Source organism: Micromonospora sp. NPDC050276, assembly GCF_044459545.1.
Classification (GTDB): Bacteria; Actinomycetota; Actinomycetes; order Mycobacteriales; family Micromonosporaceae; genus Micromonospora.
On the sequence record NZ_JBITJA010000002.1, the window covers coordinates 272,123 to 289,596 of the forward strand.

A 17,474-nucleotide genomic window follows, 5' to 3' on the forward strand; every position below is an offset into this window, starting at 1 on the left:
CGTCGCCGTTACGGAACCGGTCCGGCCCAGCCTTGAGCAAATCTTGCGGCTGCCCCAGCGCTACAGGTCGGTGACCACCACATCCACCTGCCGCACCCGACCGGGCGCGGTGACCTGCTCCAGCACGGTGTGCTTCAACTCCCGCAGCGTCCCCACCAGCTCGGCGGCGGTGCGCGGCCGGGCGCCCGCGACCAGCAGGTCCCGGACCAGCCGCCCCTTGGTCGCCTTGTTGAAGTGGCTGACCACCGAGCGGACCGGCACGCCGTCGACCTCCCGCTCGTGCAGCACCCGCACGGTGACCGTCCGCTCGGCCAGCTCTCCGCGCGGCGTCCAGGTGGCCGCGTACGCGCCGGAGCGCAGGTCCAGCACCGGGCCGCGGCCGGCGGCGGCGTCCACCGCCGGAGTCAGCTCCCGACGCCAGTACGCCGACAGCGCCCCGACGTCGGGCAGGCGAGCGCCGATCGGGCAGCGGTACGGGGGGATCCGGTCGGTCAGGCGGACCGCGCCCCACAGCCCGGAGCTGATCAGGATCGCCCGGCGGGCCGCCCGTTGCGCCCCGACCGGCAACGAGGCCAGGTCCAACGCCTCGTAGAGCACCCCGGTGTAGAGCCGCTCGGCCGGTGCGGTGGCCGCCTCCCGCAGCCGGGCGTTGCGCCGCAGCTCGCCCCGCTGACCCTCGCTGAGCCCGAGCGCCGCCCGCGCGGCCTCCTGGTCCGGGTCGGCGCTCAACGCCACCAGGGCGTCCAGCACCCGCTCGCGGGCCGGGTTCAGCTCGGGCAGCGAGTGCCGGTCCGGGGCCCAGCGCCGTCCGGTGCCGGCGTCGGCCTTCCCCTCCGAGGGCGGCAGCAGGATGAGCATGGGTCTCCTCGACGGGCGGAACGACGGCGCCCCGCGCGCCGGCCCGGCCAGCGTACGACCAGGCCCTACCGCCAGGGCCGCACCGGGGTGTCCGGGTGGTACACGCGATAGCCGCCGACCTCCCGCACCAGCGCGGCGTCGGCCCGGTCGGCGAGCAGCCGGCGCAGCCGACGATCCATCGGCGAGTCGACCTCCACCACGTAGCCCGGCCGCTCGGCCCGGCCCACCTGCCGCCAGTACGGCCGGTAGCGGTTCTGCCCCGGGGACAGGTCACCGTCGAGCACCCCGCAGACCACCGACTCGTTCGTGTTGAAGATCAACCGATTGCAGGTCCAGTAGTCTCCGTACACCTCATGGGGTCCGTCGGCGCGCAGCGCGGCGGCCAGCTCCCGCGCCTGGCGCTCCTCGGTCCGCGACGCGGCGGTGCCGGTGGCCGCGAAGAGCACGGTGGTCACCAGCGTGGCCACGGTCAACGCGGCCAGCACGGCGGTGGACAGCGCGCCGGTCAACCGCCCCAGCCTGCTGCTGGTGCCCCGCCAGGCGGTCAGCGCCGCTACCCAGAGCGGCCAGAGCACCGCCGGCAGCGACAGTTGCAGCACCGACAGGTAGCGGGCGTTGTCCAGTGGGCTGGTCGCGGCGAGCGGGCTGCGCACGTACGACAGCAGGGTCAGCGCGGCGCCGGCGATCAGCGCGAGCTGCACGACCGGCCCGACCCGCTCGGCACGCAACCCTCCGGGCCTTTGCTCTGCACCCGTAGACGCGACACCGGCGCGTTCGACCAGCTCCCCGCCCGGCACCGGGGCCGCGCGACGGTACGCGAGCACCGCGAGCGCCCCGGCGGCCACCAGCAGCACCGGATACAGCACGCCGAACCACTGTTGCCAGCGTCCGCAGCCGTCCACCGGGCAGAGCCCGTGCGCCAGTGGCACCCCCTCCAACAGGCCGCCCCGGATCCGGTCCGACCACGGCGGTAGCGGCCCGGCCTTGGTGCTGACCTCCCGGAACACCGACAACGAGTCCTCACCGGGCCCGGCCCGCAGGTTGTCGACGATCATCGGGGCCACGCCGACGACCACCCCCGCCACCAGCAGCAGACCGGCCCAGCCGAGCAGCTCCCGCCGCACCGCCCACACCAGGACCAGCCCGGCCACCGCGAGGTACGGCAGGATCAGCCAGTCCGACCAGGCGGCCAGCCCGACGAGCAGCCCGAACAGGCCGATCGCGAGCCGTCGGCGGTGCACGGTGCCGGCGGCCAACCCCACGGTGATCAGCAGCATCAGCAGCACCGCCGGCTTCACCTCCGGCCGCCCACCGACGACAGTGAGCTGGTCGCGCACCACCCGCTCCGGCCCGAGCGCCAGCAGGCCCACCACGAAGGCCGCGAACCACGGCGTGCAGAGCCGGCGGGTCAACCGGTAGATCAGGTAGAGGAAGACCGCGTACAGCGCGAGGATCGGCAACCGCAGCACCGGCCAGCTCGGCCCGGCCAGCGCCACCAGGGGAGCGGCCAGGTACGACTCCAGCATCCCCATGTAGTGCTGGCCATAGAGGAAGACCGGGCGTTCCCGACCCTGACTGATGTGCAGCGCGGCGAGGCCGAAGGTCGCCTCGTCACTGTTCGACACCGGCACCGTGAACAGCGTCAGGACCAGCCGGTAGCCGACGCCGGCGAGCCCGAACACGAGCGCGACGAGCGCCGGCCGGTCGAGTCGCGGGCGCCATCGCCCACGGTGCTGCTCTGGATGCGACACGACCAACGCCCCCGTCGTCGTCCCGACCGGAGTGTTTCACGTCCGGCCGGGCCGCCGAGGTGGATCGGCGCAGCCGGGGCTGGCTGTCTCGGCGCAGGTGGGGCTGGCTCGCGTGGCCGTGGATGTCGACGTGTGGCAGGGTTGGCGCGTGCCACCCACTCCCGCCGGCCAACTGGCCGTTCCGAACCTGCACCGGGCTGCGCGCATCGAGGACGCCGTGCACCAGCTCGTCCAGCGTCGGCTGCGGCGCACCGGCTGGCGGGTCAACATCGTCGCGTACACCGGCTACGGCGCGCCGGGCTGGGTACGGGTGATGTGCCGGGTGCTGTTGGGCCGTCCGGACACCCGCCAGCGGGGCCGGTTGGACAAGGTTCGCGGCTGGCGCAGCTTCACCACCCTGCCCAACAAGCACGTCACGGTGACCATCGAGGCCGGCGGGGTGCGCCACGAGACGCAGGCCGACCGCAGCGGCTTCGTCGACACGCTGGTCGAGGCGGACCTGCCGCCCGGTTGGGGCACGGTCCGGCTCAGCGTCCCGGACGCCGAGCCGGTCGACGCGCCGGTGCGCATCCTCGACCCGGACGTCAAGTTCGGCATCCTCTCCGACATCGACGACACGGTGATGGTCACCGCGCTGCCCCGGCCGTTGCTCGCCGCGTGGAACACGTTCGTGCTCGACGAGCACGCCCGTGCGGCCGTGCCCGGCATGGCGGTGCTCTACGAACGGTTGGTCACCGCGCACCCCGGGGCGCCGGTCTTCTACCTCTCCACCGGCGCGTGGAACGTGGCGCCCACGCTGACCCGCTTCCTGTCCCGACACCTCTACCCGGCCGGGCCGCTGCTGCTCACCGACTGGGGCCCGACCGCCGACCGCTGGTTCCGCAGCGGCATGGAACACAAGCGGGTCACCCTGGCCCGGCTGGCCCGGGAGTTCCCCGACGTGCGCTGGCTGCTGGTCGGCGACGACGGCCAGCACGACCAGGAGATCTACCGGGAGTTCGCCGCCGCCCACCCGGAGAACGTCGCCGGGGTGGCGATCCGCCGGCTCTCCCCGACCCAGTCGGTGCTGGCCGGTAGCCTGCCCACCCCGGCCGGCCGCCCGTCGTCGGGGCCGGTGGGGCAGAAGTGGCTGTCCGCGCCGGACGGCGCCGGCCTGTGGCAACTGCTCCGCGACGCCGGCCTGGTCTGACCGGCCCCACCCCACCCCGCGCCCCCGCCGATCTTGCAGTTTCGGTCGTCGATTTGCGCCGAATGCCCCTTTATGTCGGGACAGGAAGTGCAAGATCGCGGGGAAAGGGGCGGGCGGACCCCGCGCAGTTCGTCGCCGTGATCCCGCCTCAGCCCTGGCGCAGCCAGACGACGCCCAGCGGCGGCACCTGGAGAGCCGCTGACGCCACCATGCCGTGCCACGGCACGTCCTCGGCGTGCACCTCGCCGAGGTTGCCCACCCCGGAGCCGCCGTAGTGGTGGGCGTCGGTGTTGAGCACCTCGGTCCAGGTGCCGCCGGCCGGTAGGCCGATTCGGTAGTCGTGCAGCGGCAGGGCGGAGAAGTTCGCCACGCAGACCAGCGTGGAGCCGTCCGGGGCGATCCGGACGAACGACACGGTGTTGTTGGCGACGTCGTCACCGGCGATCCAGCGGAAGCCGGCCGGCTCAATGTCCTGTGACCAGAGCGCCGGGGTGTCCCGGTAGACCCGGTTGAGGTCACCGACGAGCCGCTGCACGCCGGCGCGGGCCGGGTCGTGCAGGAGATACCAGTCGAGGCCGCGCTCCTCGCTCCACTCCCGGTCGTCGGCCAGCTCGGAGCCCATGAAGAGCAACTGCTTACCGGGGTGCGCCCACATGTACGCCAGCAGCGCCCGCACGTTCGCCAGCCGCTGCCAGGTGTCGCCGGGCATCTTGCCGGCGAGCGAGCCCTTGCCGTGCACCACCTCGTCGTGGCTGATCGGCAGCACGTAGTTCTCGCTCCAGGCGTACGCCAGCGAGAAGGTGAGCTGGTGGTGGTGGTGCTGACGGTAGATCGGGTCCTTCGAGGTGTAGAGCAGGGTGTCGTGCATCCAGCCCATGTTCCACTTGAACCCGAAGCCCAGCCCGCCGTCGGCCGTGGAGCGGGTGACCCCCGGCCAGGCGGTGGACTCCTCGGCGATCATGACGACGCCGGCGTGGTGCTTGTAGACGGTCGCGTTCACCTCCTGCAGGAACGCGATGGCCTCCAGGTTCTCCCGACCGCCGTACCGGTTGGGGGCCCACTGCCCGTGCTCGCGGGAGTAGTCCAGGTAGAGCATCGAGGCGACCGCGTCGACCCGCAGCCCGTCGACGTGGAACTGGTCGCACCAGTAGAGCGCGTTGGCCACCAGGAAGTTACGCACCTCGTTGCGGCCGAAGTCGAAGACGTACGTGCCCCAGTCGGGGTGCTCGCCGCGTCGCGGGTCGGAGTGCTCGTAGAGCGGGGTGCCGTCGAAGCGCGCGAGGGCCCACTCATCCTTGGGGAAGTGCGCGGGCACCCAGTCCAGGAGTACGCCGATGCCGGCCGCGTGCAGCCGGTCGACGAGGTGGCGGAACTCGTCCGGGTCGCCGAACCGGGAGGTCGGCGCGTAGTAGCCGGTCACCTGGTAGCCCCAGGAACCGCCGAACGGGTGCTCCATCACCGGCAGGAACTCCACGTGCGTGAAGCCCAGCTCGGTGACGTACGCGGTGAGCTGGTCGGCGAGTTCGCGGTAGCCCAGACCGGGCCGCCACGAGCCGAGGTGCACCTCGTAGACGCTCATCGGCTCCTGGTGCGGCTGCCGCTCGGCCCGCCGGGCCAGCCAGTCCGCGTCGTTCCACCGGTACGTCGAGTGGTGCACCACCGAGGCGGTGGCCGGCGGCACCTCCGCGTACGCGGCCAGGGGGTCGGCCTTGTCCCGCCACTGCCCGTCGGCACCGAGCACCCGGTACTTGTAACGGGCCCCCACCCGGGCGTTGGGGACGAACAGCTCCCACACCCCGCTGGCGCCGAGCGACCGCATCGGCCAGCCGTCGTCGGGGGCCCAGCCGGTGAAGTCGCCGACCACCCGGACGCCGCGGGCGTTGGGTGCCCAGACGCTGAACGCGACGCCCTCGTCGAAGACCCGGGCGCCGAGCGCCTCCCACAGCCGCTCGTGCCGGCCCTCGCGGATCAGGTGCAGGTCCAGCTCGCCGAGGGTCGGCGGGTAGCGGTACGGGTCGTCGTGCGCAGTGCCGTCGACCTCCACCCGATAGTCGAGCACGGTGCCCTCGACCTGGGCCTCGAAGACACCCACGTCGTGCACCCGCTTCATCGGGTACCGCTCGTCGCCGACGAGCAGCACGGCGTCGCCGGCGCCCCGACGCATCGTGCGGATCGTCGTCGAGGAGTCGGCGGGGTGCGCGCCGAGCAGCGCGTGCGGGTCGTGCGTCGCGCCGGAGATCAGCTGGTCCATCGGGCGTCCTTCGGGGCGGCGTCGGTCGGTGCGGGGGCGGTCGGCCGGGCGGCCGGCCGGCGCGGAGGGGTCGGCACGGGGGCCGACCGGCGGGGCGGAGTCGGCACCGGAACGGTCGGTGCGGTGCCGCCGGAGAGATCGTCCGGCACGTCGGCGACGGTGAGGTCCGCCGGCTCGGCGCCCGCCGGCTGCGGCACGCTCGGCGGGGTCGGGCGGCGCACGGTCAACACGTGCGCGGGTTGCAGGTACGGGTCGAGCCGTACCGCGTTGCGCTGACCCCAGTCGTAGCTGGTACCGGTCAGCTCGTCGTACACGGTGAACCGCTCGTGCCAGTCGAAGCCGAGCGACGGCATGTCGAGCGTGGTGTTGCCCCACTGCACGACGCGCGGGTCGAACGAGCAGATCACGATGACCGTGTTGCCGGTCTGCGGGTCGTGCTTCGACCAGCAGAGCAGCGCCGGGTTGTCGATGTCGTGGAAGCGCAGGTTGCGCAGCTGGTGCAGGGCCGGGTTGTCGCGGCGTACCCGATTGAGGGTGGCCAGGAACGGCGCCAGCGAGCGGCCCTGCGCCTCGGCGCCGGCCCAGTCCCGGGGGCGCAGCTCGTACTTCTCGTTGTCCAGGTATTCCTCCGCGCCCGGCCGGGCCACGTGCTCGAACAGCTCGTAGCCGGCGTAGAGGCCCCAGGAGGGCGAGAGCAGCGCGGCCAGCACCGCTCGGATCTTGAACATGGGCGGCCCGCCGTGCTGCAACGACTCGTGCAGGATGTCCGGCGTGTTCGGCCAGAAGTTCGGCCGCATGTAGTCGGCCGCCTCGATCAACTCCTCGCAGTACGCCCGCATCTCGGCGGCCGTCGTGCGCCAGGTGAAATAGGTGTACGACTGGGTGAAGCCGATCTTGCCAAGGCCGTGCATGATGGCCGGCCGGGTGAACGCCTCGGCCAGGAACAGCACGTCCTCATCGACCGCCTTGACCTCGGCGATCAACCAGTGCCAGAAGTCGAACGGCTTGGTGTGCGGGTTGTCCACCCGGAAGATCCGGATGCCCTCGCCGACCCAGTGCAGCACCACCCGCAACACCTCGGCCCGGATGCCCTCCGGGTCGTTGTCGAAGTTGACCGGGTAGATGTCCTGGTACTTCTTCGGCGGGTTCTCCGCGTACGCGATGGTGCCGTCGGCCCGGGTGGTGAACCACTCCGGGTGCTCGGTGACCCACGGGTGATCCGGCGCGCACTGCAACGCCAGGTCCATCGCCACCTCCAGGCCCTGCGCCGCCGCCGCCTGGATGAAGGCCCGGAAGTCCGCCGGCGTACCCAGATCGGGGTGGATCGTGTCGTGGCCGCCCTCGGCGGCGCCGATCGCCCACGGCGAGCCCACGTCGGTCGGCCCGGCGGTGAGCGCGTTGTTGCGGCCCTTGCGGTTGATCCGGCCGATCGGGTGGATGGGCGGCAGGTAGAGCACGTCGAAGCCCATCGCGGCCACACCCGGCAGCCGGTCGGTGGCGGTGGCGAAGGTGCCGGACCGGCCCCCCACCGCTCCTTCGGAGCGGGGGAAGAACTCGTACCAGGCCGAGTAGAGCGCGCGCTTGCGGTCCACCCAGAGGGAGTACGTGTCACCGGCGGTGACCAACTCGCGCACCGGGTGCTCCCAGAGCAGGTCGGCCAGGGCCAGCGCCGGATCGACCCGCTGCGGCAGCGGCAGGTCGGTGTCGACAAGCGCGGTGAGCGCGTCGGCGACCCGGGGCCGGTCGGCGGCCGGCACCAGTTCACCGGCGGCGGCGAGCACTCGCGCGCCCTCGGCCAGGTCGTTGGCCAGGTCCTCCGGCCCCTGCCCGGCAACGATCTTCTTGGTCACCGCGTTCTGCCAGGTCAGATACGGGTCCTGGAACGCCTCGACGAAGAAGGTCCACGAGCCGACGGCGTCCGGTGCGATGGTGGCGTGCCAGCGGTCCTGGCCGGGGTCGCCGGGGCGCATCCGGGTGAACGGCCGGCGGGTGCCGTCCGGCCCGGCCCACACCACGTTGCAGCCCAGCGCGTCGTGCCCCTCCCGGTAGGCGCGGGCCGACACCGGAACCGGCTCGCCGACCACCGCCTTGGCCGGGTATCGCCCGCACGAGACGACGGGGGAGACGTCTTCGATCGGGAACCGTCCAGTCACCCCGCCAACCTACTGCGCGAGATCCGTTCGCGCGCGGCCAAGCCCGCCGGTCCGCCCCACCCCTGGCAACGCACGGCAAGATCCGCGCACTTTCGGGGAAGCTGCTGCCTCAGGGCGTCACCGGCGTGGGGTCTTGGCCCGGCCACCGTGGAGATCCACACGCGCTCACTGAAGGCGCGGTATCGACGCGACTCGGACACGCCGGTTTCCTGAAACCCGAGTGGATCTAGGCCGGACTTCCCGGCCGTCGTTGCTCACGTCTCCGCCGGGGACGGCGATCTGAGCCCGGTGGTGAGCAGAAGCTGGATCCGCGCGTACTCGGCGGCCATCTCCGGGGTGGCGAGGACGTCGTCCAGGTCGGCCGAGACCTGGAAGTCGACCTCTTCGATCGAGCGGATGGCCAGCTCGTACAGCTCGCCGCGCTGGTTCTCCTCCAGGTAAGTGGTCCAGTGTTCGAGCGCGGTGAGGACGATCAGGATGCCCTGATCCAGGTCGCCGTCGGTGAGGACGCCCGCATCGATCCGCTCCAACTGGGCGCGGAGTTCCGTCGCGTCGGCCGTCCGGACGTTCTCCCGGGCGGCGGCCAGCGCCGCCCACGCGTCCTCGGTCAGCTCGTCGTCCACGGTGCCGTCGAGCAGTTCGCTGCCGACCAGCCGAGTGACTGTCTCGAGGCCGAAAACGCGCAGCTCGGCCTCACCGGCCGCGACGACCAACGCAAGGATCGCCGCTTCGAGTTCGTCGTACCGCATGTGTGGGCCTCGCTCAGGCCGCGCCGACGGAGCGGTAGACCTCCAGGGTCTGCCGGGCGATGGCGTCCCAGGAGAAGTGCTGCACCGCGCGCCGACGGCCGGCCAGGCCGAACCGCCCGGTGCGCGCCGGGTCGGCGAGCAGCGCGTTGATCGTCGCCGCCAGGTCGGCGACGAACTTCTCCGGGGCCAGCGGTCGGCCGGACCCGTCACTCGCCTGCTCGATCGGCACCAGCAGGCCCGTCTCGTCGTCGGCGACGACCTCGGGGATCCCGCCGGTGGCGGTCGCCACCACTGCCGTCTCGCAGGCCATCGCCTCCAGGTTGACGATGCCCATCGGCTCGTAGACCGACGGGCAGACGAAGACGGTGGCGTGGGTGAGCACCTGGATCACCTCGGGCTTGGGCAGCATCTCGGCCACCCAGACCACCCCGGAGCGGTTGGCCCGCAGCTCGGCGACCAGCTCCTGGACCTCGGCGGCGATCTCGGCGGTGTCCGGCGCACCGGCGAGCAGCACGAGCTGGGTGTCCGCCGGCAACTCCCGGGCGGCCCGCAGCAGGTAGGGCAGGCCCTTCTGCCGAGTGATCCTGCCCACGTAGACCACGCTGGGGCGGGACGGGTCGATGCCGAGCCGGTCGAGCACGTCGGTGCCCTGGTCCGGGGCGTACTGAATGGTGTCGATGCCGTTGTAGACCACCCGGACCCGGTCGGGGTTGATCCGCGGGTAGGCGGTGAGCACATCGGTGCGCATCCCCCCGCTGACCGCGATCACCGCGTCGGCGGCCTCCATCGCGGTGCGCTCGATCCAGGAGGAGAGCGCGTAACCGCCGCCGAGCTGCTCGGCCTTCCACGGCCGCAGCGGTTCCAGGCTGTGCGCGGTCACCACGTGCGGCACCCCGTGCAGCAGCTTCGCGGTGTGACCGGCCAGGTTCGCGTACCAGGTGTGGCTGTGCACCACGTCGGCGCCGGCCGTGCCCGCGGCCATCTCCAGGTCCACGCCCATCGTGCGCAGCGCGGCGTTCGCGCCGGTCAGGCCGGGCGGTTCGGCGTACGCGGTGACGCCCGGCTCGGTGCGGGGCAGGCCGAAGCAGTGCACGCGTACGTCGGCGAGGCGGCGCAACTCCCGGGCCAGGTACTCGACGTGCACGCCCGCGCCGCCGTAGACCTCCGGCGGGTACTCGCGGGTGAGCAGGTCGACGCGCAGCGGGGTGGGTTCCGTCATGACCCCGCACCCTAGTGCAGAAGAGTCCCTGTACGAGTGGTGAAGTGGGACGCGGGTGGATAGCGTCGGGGCATGGCTGCCAAGGTGCTCGCGATCGTCCTGGCGGGTGGGGAGGGCAAGCGCCTGATGCCACTCACCACGGACCGGGCCAAGCCGGCCGTCCCGTTCGGCGGGATGTACCGCATGGTCGACTTCGTCCTCTCCAACCTGGCCAACGCCGGCTATCTCAAGATCGTCGTGCTGACCCAGTACAAGTCCCACTCCCTCGACCGACACATCACCAAGACGTGGCGGATGTCCACGCTGCTCGGCAACTACGTCACCCCGGTGCCCGCGCAGCAACGTCGCGGCCCGTGGTGGTTCGCCGGCTCGGCCGACGCCATCTACCAGAGCTTCAACCTGATCAACGACGAGCAGCCCGACTACGTGATCGTCTTCGGCGCCGACCACATCTACCGGATGGACCCGCGGCAGATGGTGGAGGACCACATCGCCTCCGGCGCCGCGGTGACCGTCGCCGGCATCCGCCAGCCGCTGTCGACCGCCGACCAGTTCGGCGTCATCGAGGTCGGCGAGGACGGCCGGAAGATCCGGGCGTTCCGCGAGAAGCCCACCGACGCGGTCGGTCTGCCGGACGCACCGGACGAGATCTACGCCTCGATGGGCAACTACGTCTTCACCACCCGGGCGCTCTGCGAGGCGGTCGAGCGCGACGCCGAAGACAAGACCAGCAAGCACGACATGGGCGGCAGCATCATCCCCATGCTCGTCGAGCGGGGCGAGGCGAACGTCTACGACTTCCGCGACAACGAGGTACCGGGTAGCACCGACCGCGACCGCGGCTACTGGCGCGACGTGGGAACGCTCGACTCGTTCTACGACGCGCACATGGATCTGATCAATGTGCACCCCGTCTTCAACATGTACAACTTCGACTGGCCGATCTACACCGAGCAGCCGCCGTGGCCGCCGGCGAAGTTCGTCCACCAGTGGGGTGAGCGGGTCGGCCGGGCGGTCGGCTCGATGGTCTCCCCCGGTGTGGTGATCTCCGGCTCGCTGGTGGAAAACTCGATCGTCTCGCCGAAGGTGCGGGTGCACTCCTGGGCGCACGTCGAGGGCTCGGTGCTGATGGAGGGTGTCGAGATCGGCCGGCACGCGGTGGTCCGGCGGGCCATCCTGGACAAGAACGTGTTCGTCCCGGAGGGCGTCGAGATCGGCGTCGACCTGGAGAAGGACCGGCAGCGCTACACCGTCTCCGACAACGGCATCGTGGTGATCGGCAAGGGCCAGAAGGTCGTGCCGTGACCGACCCGCACTCCCCGAGGAGGATCCCGCAGTGACCCACCCCCGTGCCGGCCAGCCCGCCGAGCCCGCCGACCTGGTCGACGTGCCGCGCCTGGTGACCGCCTACTACGCCGAGCATCCGGATCCCGCGGACCCGGCCCAGCAGGTCTCGTTCGGCACCTCCGGCCACCGCGGCTCCAGCCTGCGCAACGCGTTCAACTCCGACCACATCCTGGCGGTCACCCAGGCGCTCTGCGACTACCGCCGGGAGCAGGGCCTGGACGGGCCGCTCTTCCTCGCCCGGGACACCCACGCGCTCTCCGCGCCGGCCGCGGTGGATGCCCTGGAGGTGCTCGCCGCAAACGGGGTCACCGTGCTGGTGGACAGCCGCGACGGCTACACCCCGACCCCGGCGCTGTCGCACGCGATCCTCACGCACAACCGGGGGCGCACCAGCGGGCTCGCCGACGGCATCGTCATCACTCCGTCGCACAACCCGCCCGACGACGGCGGTTTCAAGTACAACCCCACCAACGGCGGGCCGGCCGACACCGACGTGACCCGGTGGATCCAGGACCGGGCCAACACCATCCTCGCCGCCGGGCTCAAGGAGGTCCGCCGGATCACCTACGCGCGGGCGCGGGCCGCCGACACCACCGGGGAGTACGACTTCCTCGCCAACTACGTCGACGACCTGCCGGCGGCGATCGACGTCGACGCCATCCGCGACGCGGGAATCCGGATCGGCGCGGACCCGCTGGGCGGGGCGAGCGTGGCGTACTGGGGTGAGATCGCCGAGCGGCACCGCCTGGACCTGACCGTGGTCAATCCGACGGTCGACCCGACCTGGCGGTTCATGACCCTGGACGGCGACGGCAAGATCCGGATGGACTGCTCCTCGCCGAACGCGATGGCGTCGCTGATCGCCGCGCGTGCCGACTATCAGATCTCCACCGGCAACGACGCCGACGCCGACCGGCACGGCATCGTCACCCCGGACGCCGGTCTGATGAACCCCAACCACTACCTGGCGGTGGCGATCCGTCACCTGTTCCGCACCCGCACCGAGTGGGGTCCGGCCGCCGCGGTGGGCAAGACCCTGGTCTCCTCGTCGATGATCGACCGGGTCGCCGCCGACCTGGGTCGGCCGCTGTTGGAGGTACCGGTCGGCTTCAAGTGGTTCGTGCCCGGCCTGCTGGACGGCGCGGTCGGCTTCGGTGGTGAGGAGAGCGCCGGGGCGTCGTTCCTGCGCCGCGACGGCTCGACCTGGACCACCGACAAGGACGGCATCCTGCTCTGCCTGCTGGCCTCCGAGATCCTGGCCACCACCGGGCGCAGCCCGAGCGAGCACTGGGCCGAGCTGGCCGAGCGTTTCGGTGCGCCCGCGTACGCCCGGATCGACGCACCGGCCACCCGTGAGCAGAAGGCCGTGCTCGGCAAGCTCTCCGCGGAGCAGGTCACCGCCACCGAGTTGGCCGGTGAGCCGATCACCGCGACGTTGACCACCGCCCCCGGCAACGGCGCTGCGATCGGCGGCCTCAAGGTCAGCACCGAGTCCGGCTGGTTCGCCGCCCGCCCCTCCGGCACCGAGGACGTCTACAAGATCTACGCCGAGTCCTTCCGGGGCCCCGACCACCTCAAGAAGATCCAGGAAGAAGCCAAAGCCCTGGTAGACCAGGCCCTAACCCCCTAACAGTCTCCCACCCACCCCGCCCCGAACGCCCGCGTTGATCATGAAGTTATTGTCCTCTACCTCGGCGTGTCGCAGCAATAACTTCATGATCAACGGAGACGGCGTGGGTGGGGGAGCAGGGTGGGGGGCGGGAGTTAGCAGGGTGGGGAAAGTTCTTCTCGGGTGTGGCGCAGCTCTTCGGGGAGCAGTTCGCGCAGCTGCTCGGGTAGGAACGGCAGGTCGAGCAGAGTCATCTTCAACTGGTTGCGTTCCTGGTAGCGCAGCGGGTCGAAGCGCACCACCAGGCCGGCGTTGCGGCGGTAGCTGATGTCCACCGCTCCCTCGGTGGCCGGGTCGCGGAACACCAACCCGTCCATCTCCACCACCACCGGGGACGAGTCGGGCTCCAGCTCCAGCCGGATCTTCTCGGTCGCGGAGAGCACCACCGATCGGGAGATGCCGGCCATCGGCGCCGACGGCGTGATCACCATCGAGTCCGCCGCGGGGGAGACCAGCGGGCCGCCGGCGGCGTAGCTGTACGCCGTCGAGCCGATCGGGGTGCTGACCACCACGGCGTCACACCGGTAGTAGCCGTACTGCTGACCGTCGATGGCGAGCGTGGCGTTGACGAAGCCGGATCCGGGCTGGCGCACCAGCGCGATGTCGTTGAACGCCACCACGTCGTCGCCACACACGTCGCAGGCGAGGCAGGCGTGCGACTCGACGGTGAAGTCCTTCGACAGCAGCCGGCTCAGCGCCTCGGGCAACTCCGGCGGCTCGACTTCGACGAGAAACCCCAGACGACCCAGGTGTACGCCGAGCACGGGCTTCGGGTCGAGGACGGCGGACCGCAGCGCACCCAACATGGTGCCGTCCCCGCCGATGCTGATCAGGGCGTCGGCGCGGGCCGCCACCTCGTCCGCCGGTACCGGTTCGACGCAGGACGGGACGCGGTGCTGGTCCTCCTCGCGCACCACCAGCGTCTTGTGGTGACGCGTCGCCCATCGCTCGATGATCCCGACCACCTCGGTGACATCCCGGGTGGGGTGCAGCACAAGTCCCAGCCCCGACACCCGTACAGCTCACCACATCGGCGGCGACCGCACCCGGCGTACACCGAAGGTGCGCCGACGGTCCGCGGACCGTCGGCGCACCTCGCCGCCGTCAGGGGCGGGGCTGCCCGGTGAGGTGGGTCAGCGAGCGGGCGACCAGGTCATCGCGGGCCGCCGGAGGCAGACCCTCCAACCCGAAGCCCAGATACACCGTGTCCTCGGTGACCACCACCGAGCCCTCCTCGAACGCCTGCTGGCTGCGCGACCAGTCGTTGGCGTTGCCAGCGGAGCCGGGCGGTGGGCCGGCCACCGTCCAACCACCCAGGTCGGCCGACTCGAACGAGGTCTCCGCCACGGTCGACCCGTCAACCAGCACCCGGGCGTCGTCCAGGAAGACACCGAGACCCTGGGTGCCCCAGTCCGAGGCGTACGTGATCGACACCTCGACCTGCTTACCGGCGTAGCCCGACAGATCGACCGCGAACTCCTTCCAGCCTCCCGACGACCCGGTAGCCGCGTTCCAGCTGCCGGTGCTCCCGGTGGGGGAGCAGTCCGCGCCCTGGTAGTGCGCGAGGAACGGGTGCAACTGCTCCACCCAACCTTCGGCGCAGCTGTCCCCGGTGACCGTGCCGGTCTTGCCGTTGACGTCCGGCAGGGTCGTCCAGTCGTCGCTGCCCACCTCGTGCGCCTCGACGAAGAGGAAGTCCCAGTTCTGCTCGATCTCGTACGAGGTGAAGAAGCGCAGCTCTCCGCTGGTCGCCCCGCTGAGGTCCACCGTGCGGGTGAGCCGCTTGTACGACTCGTCGGCCTGCCCGCTGTGCAGGTACCACTCGCCCGTACGCGGGTCGAACGGCGCGCCGCCCGGTCGGGTCCAGCCCACCGGCGCGGAGCTGGCGAACTGCGGGAACTCGTCCGGCGGCAGGAAGCTCGACGTGGTCAGGAACGACGCGGTGTGCGCCTGGTTCTCCGCCGAGCCGGGCGCGTTGAGTTGCCCGCTGAAGCCGGTGAACGGCGCGTCGTTCCCGGCGACCGGGAACGGCTCGCCCTCCGGGGAGGTGCCGCCGTCGCTGACGTAGGTGTGCGCCCCCAGCCAGTACTGCTGGAAGTCGTTCAACAACGGCAGGCAGCTGGCGTCCTCGGCGTCGGTGCACTCCGGTGGCGCGTCCGGGTGATAGACGTACGACCCGTTGGCACCCTGCGCGAACAGCGCGTACTGGCCGCTGACCAGCAGCTTGCCGCCCTCGTTCAGGTAGTCCCGAACGGCCAGCTCGGTGTCCAGCGCCGCTCTGGCCGTCGTGCCGGGCACCTGACCGGGGGAGCGCAGGATCACGTCGTCGCCGGTCTCCCAGACCACCGCCTTGTAGTGCGACAGCACGCCGAGCGGATGTGGCGCCGTGCGGCCCATGGCGTCGAAGTCGTACACGTCGCTGCTGCGCCCGGCGGCGCTCAGCGACGCGGCGACCTCGTCGGCGTACTTCGCGGTGGTGCCGGTCTGCGCCGGGCTGAGGCCGGTGACGTCCTCCATCGCGAGGACCAGCACGTCACCACCCACGTCGCTGTGCACCCGGTAGGTGAAGTGTTCACTCGCCACCACCCCGGTACGCGGCTTGTTCCCGGTGAACCAGACCTCCACCCGGTCGCCCGGCCTGGTGCCGGTGACCGTGCCCCGTAGTTCGGCGTAGTAGTCGTTGTGCGTGTCGCCGTACCGCTCGCCGCCGCGCCACTCGCGGACCGCGACCGTCTTCGGCCGCCCGCCGTTGACCGTGTAGTGCATCCGCACGTTCTTCAGGGCGCGACGGGTGATCGAGGCGACCTGCTGGGTGCGCCCGTACGAGGTGTCGAAGGCGTCCACCACGAAGTCCGGAGTGGTGCGGCCGACCACCGAGACCGGCTCGTCCGGGTCCGCCGCCGACTTGGCCACGGCCAGCGCGAACGGCAGGTTCTTGCCCACCTCGCCGGCGATCAGCGCCTCGTCGTCGGGGAAGATGAAGCCGCTGACGCAGTCCTCCGGCCGCCATTGGTCGTCGGGGTCGACCGCCGAGGCGGCCTCGCAGGTGGACATCTCCGGGGTGAAGCCCAGCGTGCCGTACCGGACGGTGGCGTGGCTGTCGGTGTCACCGTTGGTGGTGTACAGCTCGGCGGAGATGTCCGGGTCGTAGCCGGGCACCGCCGGGTGCGCGTCGTCGCCGGCCATCGCCTCGTAGATCACGTCGTCTGGGGTGGGAGTGCTCACCTGCCAGCCGACGCCGTAGAGCAGCAGCTCGGCCGCCGAGTGGTAGTTGACGAAGAACTCGAACCCGACCCGCTTGAACAGCCGATCCAGGGCCTTGGTCTCCGGCTCGGAGTTGGGGCCCGGGCCCCGGTAGGTTTCGCTGTTCGGCTCCGGTGAGGAGCCCTCGTTGTCGTACCCCCACTTGTAGCTGAAGTTTCGGTTGAGGTCGACGCCGTCGCCGGAGCTGATCTGCCCGTCACCGTTGTTGTCCCGCAGGTTCTTACGCCACAACCGGTTGCCGGGGGTGAAGGTGAAGTCGTAGCCGTCCGGGTTGGCCACGGGCAGGAACCACAACTCGGTCGTGTCCAGGAGGCGGGTGATCTCCCGGTCGCTGCCGTAGCTGTCCAGGACGTGGTGCATCAGCCGCCGGGTCATCTCCGGTGTGATCCACTCGCGGGCGTGCTGCGCGCCGGCATAGAGCACAGCCGGCCGCTTGCCATCCTCGACGGTTCGCGCGTTCTTGGTGACCTTCACGGCGAGGATCGGCTGCCCCTGCTGGCTGCGACCGATCGTCTCCACCTTGGTCAGCTTGGGATACCGGGCCGCAGTGGCGTTCAGCTCGTCCCGGAGGCCACCCGCTGCGCCATAGGGGCGGAACGCGGTCCAGCCGGCCGCGGCCTGCTCCCGCAACGCCTGCGACGCGTCCTTGCCGCGAACCTTCTTCACCGACAGCGGGACGCCCTGGTCGGTCAGCCGCTTCGCCTGCCGGCGACTGAGCACCGTCTCGACTGTCGTGCGGCCGGCCGAGTCCGTCTTCGCGTCGTGGCCGAGATCGACCCCCGCCGCGCGCAGTTGATCTCGCTGTTTCGCGTCGACCGTGCCGACGTAGACCTCCAGGCCGTCGCGGGCGCCCGGATCAGATGGTGGCCGTGCGCTGGCCGGTGGGGTGAGTGCCAGTGCGCCGAGCAGGGTGACCACGCTGGCGATCGCCAGTCGTCTCGGTCTCATCGCGCCTCCTTGGGTGAAGGACCTGTAGGCGCGAGCCTTCGGTGCGGCGTTATCGATGTCAATAGTTCGATGGGGG

The 17,474-nt window shown here is 71.3% G+C and carries 11 protein-coding genes; 3 read left to right on the plus strand and 8 right to left on the minus strand.

Annotated features, from left to right (window positions below; all coding sequences use genetic code 11):
- Nucleotides 1-60: 60 nt before the first annotated feature.
- Nucleotides 61-858 (minus strand): peroxide stress protein YaaA, encoded by a 798-nt coding sequence (gene yaaA / locus ACIBF8_RS04470; RefSeq protein WP_396780967.1) that lies wholly within the window; start codon nt 856-858, stop codon nt 61-63.
- A gap of 65 nt (nt 859-923) precedes the next feature.
- Nucleotides 924-2,615 (minus strand): ArnT family glycosyltransferase, encoded by a 1,692-nt coding sequence (locus ACIBF8_RS04475; RefSeq protein ID WP_396780968.1) that lies wholly within the window; start codon nt 2,613-2,615, stop codon nt 924-926.
- Between the two features lie 142 nt (nt 2,616-2,757).
- On the opposite strand from ACIBF8_RS04475, the gene ACIBF8_RS04480 reads away from it, so the two are divergent.
- On the plus strand, nt 2,758-3,798 hold the full coding sequence (locus ACIBF8_RS04480; RefSeq protein WP_396780969.1) for an App1 family protein: 1,041 nt from the start codon (nt 2,758-2,760) through the stop codon (nt 3,796-3,798).
- A 148-nt stretch (nt 3,799-3,946) separates the two neighbouring features.
- Here the strand turns inward: ACIBF8_RS04480 and glgB are convergent, their stop codons facing one another.
- From glgB to glgA, 4 genes are all read right to left on the minus strand, one after another.
- Nucleotides 3,947-6,049, minus strand: coding sequence for a 1,4-alpha-glucan branching protein GlgB (gene glgB, locus ACIBF8_RS04485; RefSeq protein WP_396780970.1), 2,103 nt, complete (start codon nt 6,047-6,049; stop codon nt 3,947-3,949).
- Complete coding sequence (locus tag ACIBF8_RS04490; protein WP_396780971.1) at nt 6,037-8,202, minus strand: maltotransferase domain-containing protein; 2,166 nt, start codon at nt 8,200-8,202, stop codon at nt 6,037-6,039. Before ACIBF8_RS04490 ends, glgB begins: the two co-directional genes overlap by 13 nt.
- Before the next feature lie 254 nt (nt 8,203-8,456).
- Entirely contained in the window at nt 8,457-8,951 is a 495-nt protein-coding gene (locus tag ACIBF8_RS04495) for a hypothetical protein (protein ID WP_396780972.1), read from the minus strand.
- A gap of 13 nt (nt 8,952-8,964) precedes the next feature.
- Nucleotides 8,965-10,170 (minus strand): glycogen synthase, encoded by a 1,206-nt coding sequence (glgA, locus tag ACIBF8_RS04500; RefSeq protein WP_396780973.1) that lies wholly within the window; start codon nt 10,168-10,170, stop codon nt 8,965-8,967.
- Between the two features lie 72 nt (nt 10,171-10,242).
- Between glgA and glgC the strand changes: the two genes are divergently transcribed.
- Nucleotides 10,243-11,475 carry a glucose-1-phosphate adenylyltransferase gene (gene glgC / locus ACIBF8_RS04505; RefSeq protein ID WP_396780974.1) on the plus strand — a complete coding sequence of 411 codons (1,233 nt, stop codon included), beginning with the start codon at nt 10,243-10,245 and terminating at the stop codon, nt 11,473-11,475.
- A gap of 31 nt (nt 11,476-11,506) precedes the next feature.
- Nucleotides 11,507-13,147 carry a phosphoglucomutase (alpha-D-glucose-1,6-bisphosphate-dependent) gene (gene pgm / locus ACIBF8_RS04510; protein ID WP_396780975.1) on the plus strand — a complete coding sequence of 547 codons (1,641 nt, stop codon included), beginning with the start codon at nt 11,507-11,509 and terminating at the stop codon, nt 13,145-13,147.
- Between the two features lie 134 nt (nt 13,148-13,281).
- Here the strand turns inward: pgm and ACIBF8_RS04515 are convergent, their stop codons facing one another.
- Together ACIBF8_RS04515 and ACIBF8_RS04520 are read right to left on the minus strand one after the other, a co-directional pair.
- The gene (locus tag ACIBF8_RS04515; RefSeq protein ID WP_396781245.1) at nt 13,282-14,190 is read right to left on the minus strand and encodes an NAD(+)/NADH kinase; all 909 of its coding nucleotides are present in this window, start codon (nt 14,188-14,190) and stop codon (nt 13,282-13,284) included.
- 100 nt (nt 14,191-14,290) lie between these two features.
- Complete coding sequence (locus tag ACIBF8_RS04520) at nt 14,291-17,398, minus strand: M14 family zinc carboxypeptidase (protein WP_396780976.1); 3,108 nt, start codon at nt 17,396-17,398, stop codon at nt 14,291-14,293.
- Nucleotides 17,399-17,474 lie beyond the last annotated feature (76 nt).

Bases quoted from the DNA above. Each gene is read 5' to 3' on its own strand.
- yaaA (WP_396780967.1), bottom strand. From the start codon at position 858: ATGCTCATCCTGCTGCCGCCCTCGGAGGGGAAGGCCGACGCCGGCACC.
- glgB (WP_396780970.1), bottom strand. From the start codon at position 6,049: ATGGACCAGCTGATCTCCGGCGCGACGCACGACCCGCACGCGCTGCTC.
- ACIBF8_RS04495 (WP_396780972.1), bottom strand. From the start codon at position 8,951: ATGCGGTACGACGAACTCGAAGCGGCGATCCTTGCGTTGGTCGTCGCG.
- glgA (WP_396780973.1), bottom strand. From the start codon at position 10,170: ATGACGGAACCCACCCCGCTGCGCGTCGACCTGCTCACCCGCGAGTAC.
- glgC (WP_396780974.1), top strand. From the start codon at position 10,243: ATGGCTGCCAAGGTGCTCGCGATCGTCCTGGCGGGTGGGGAGGGCAAG.
- ACIBF8_RS04520 (WP_396780976.1), bottom strand. From the start codon at position 17,398: ATGAGACCGAGACGACTGGCGATCGCCAGCGTGGTCACCCTGCTCGGC.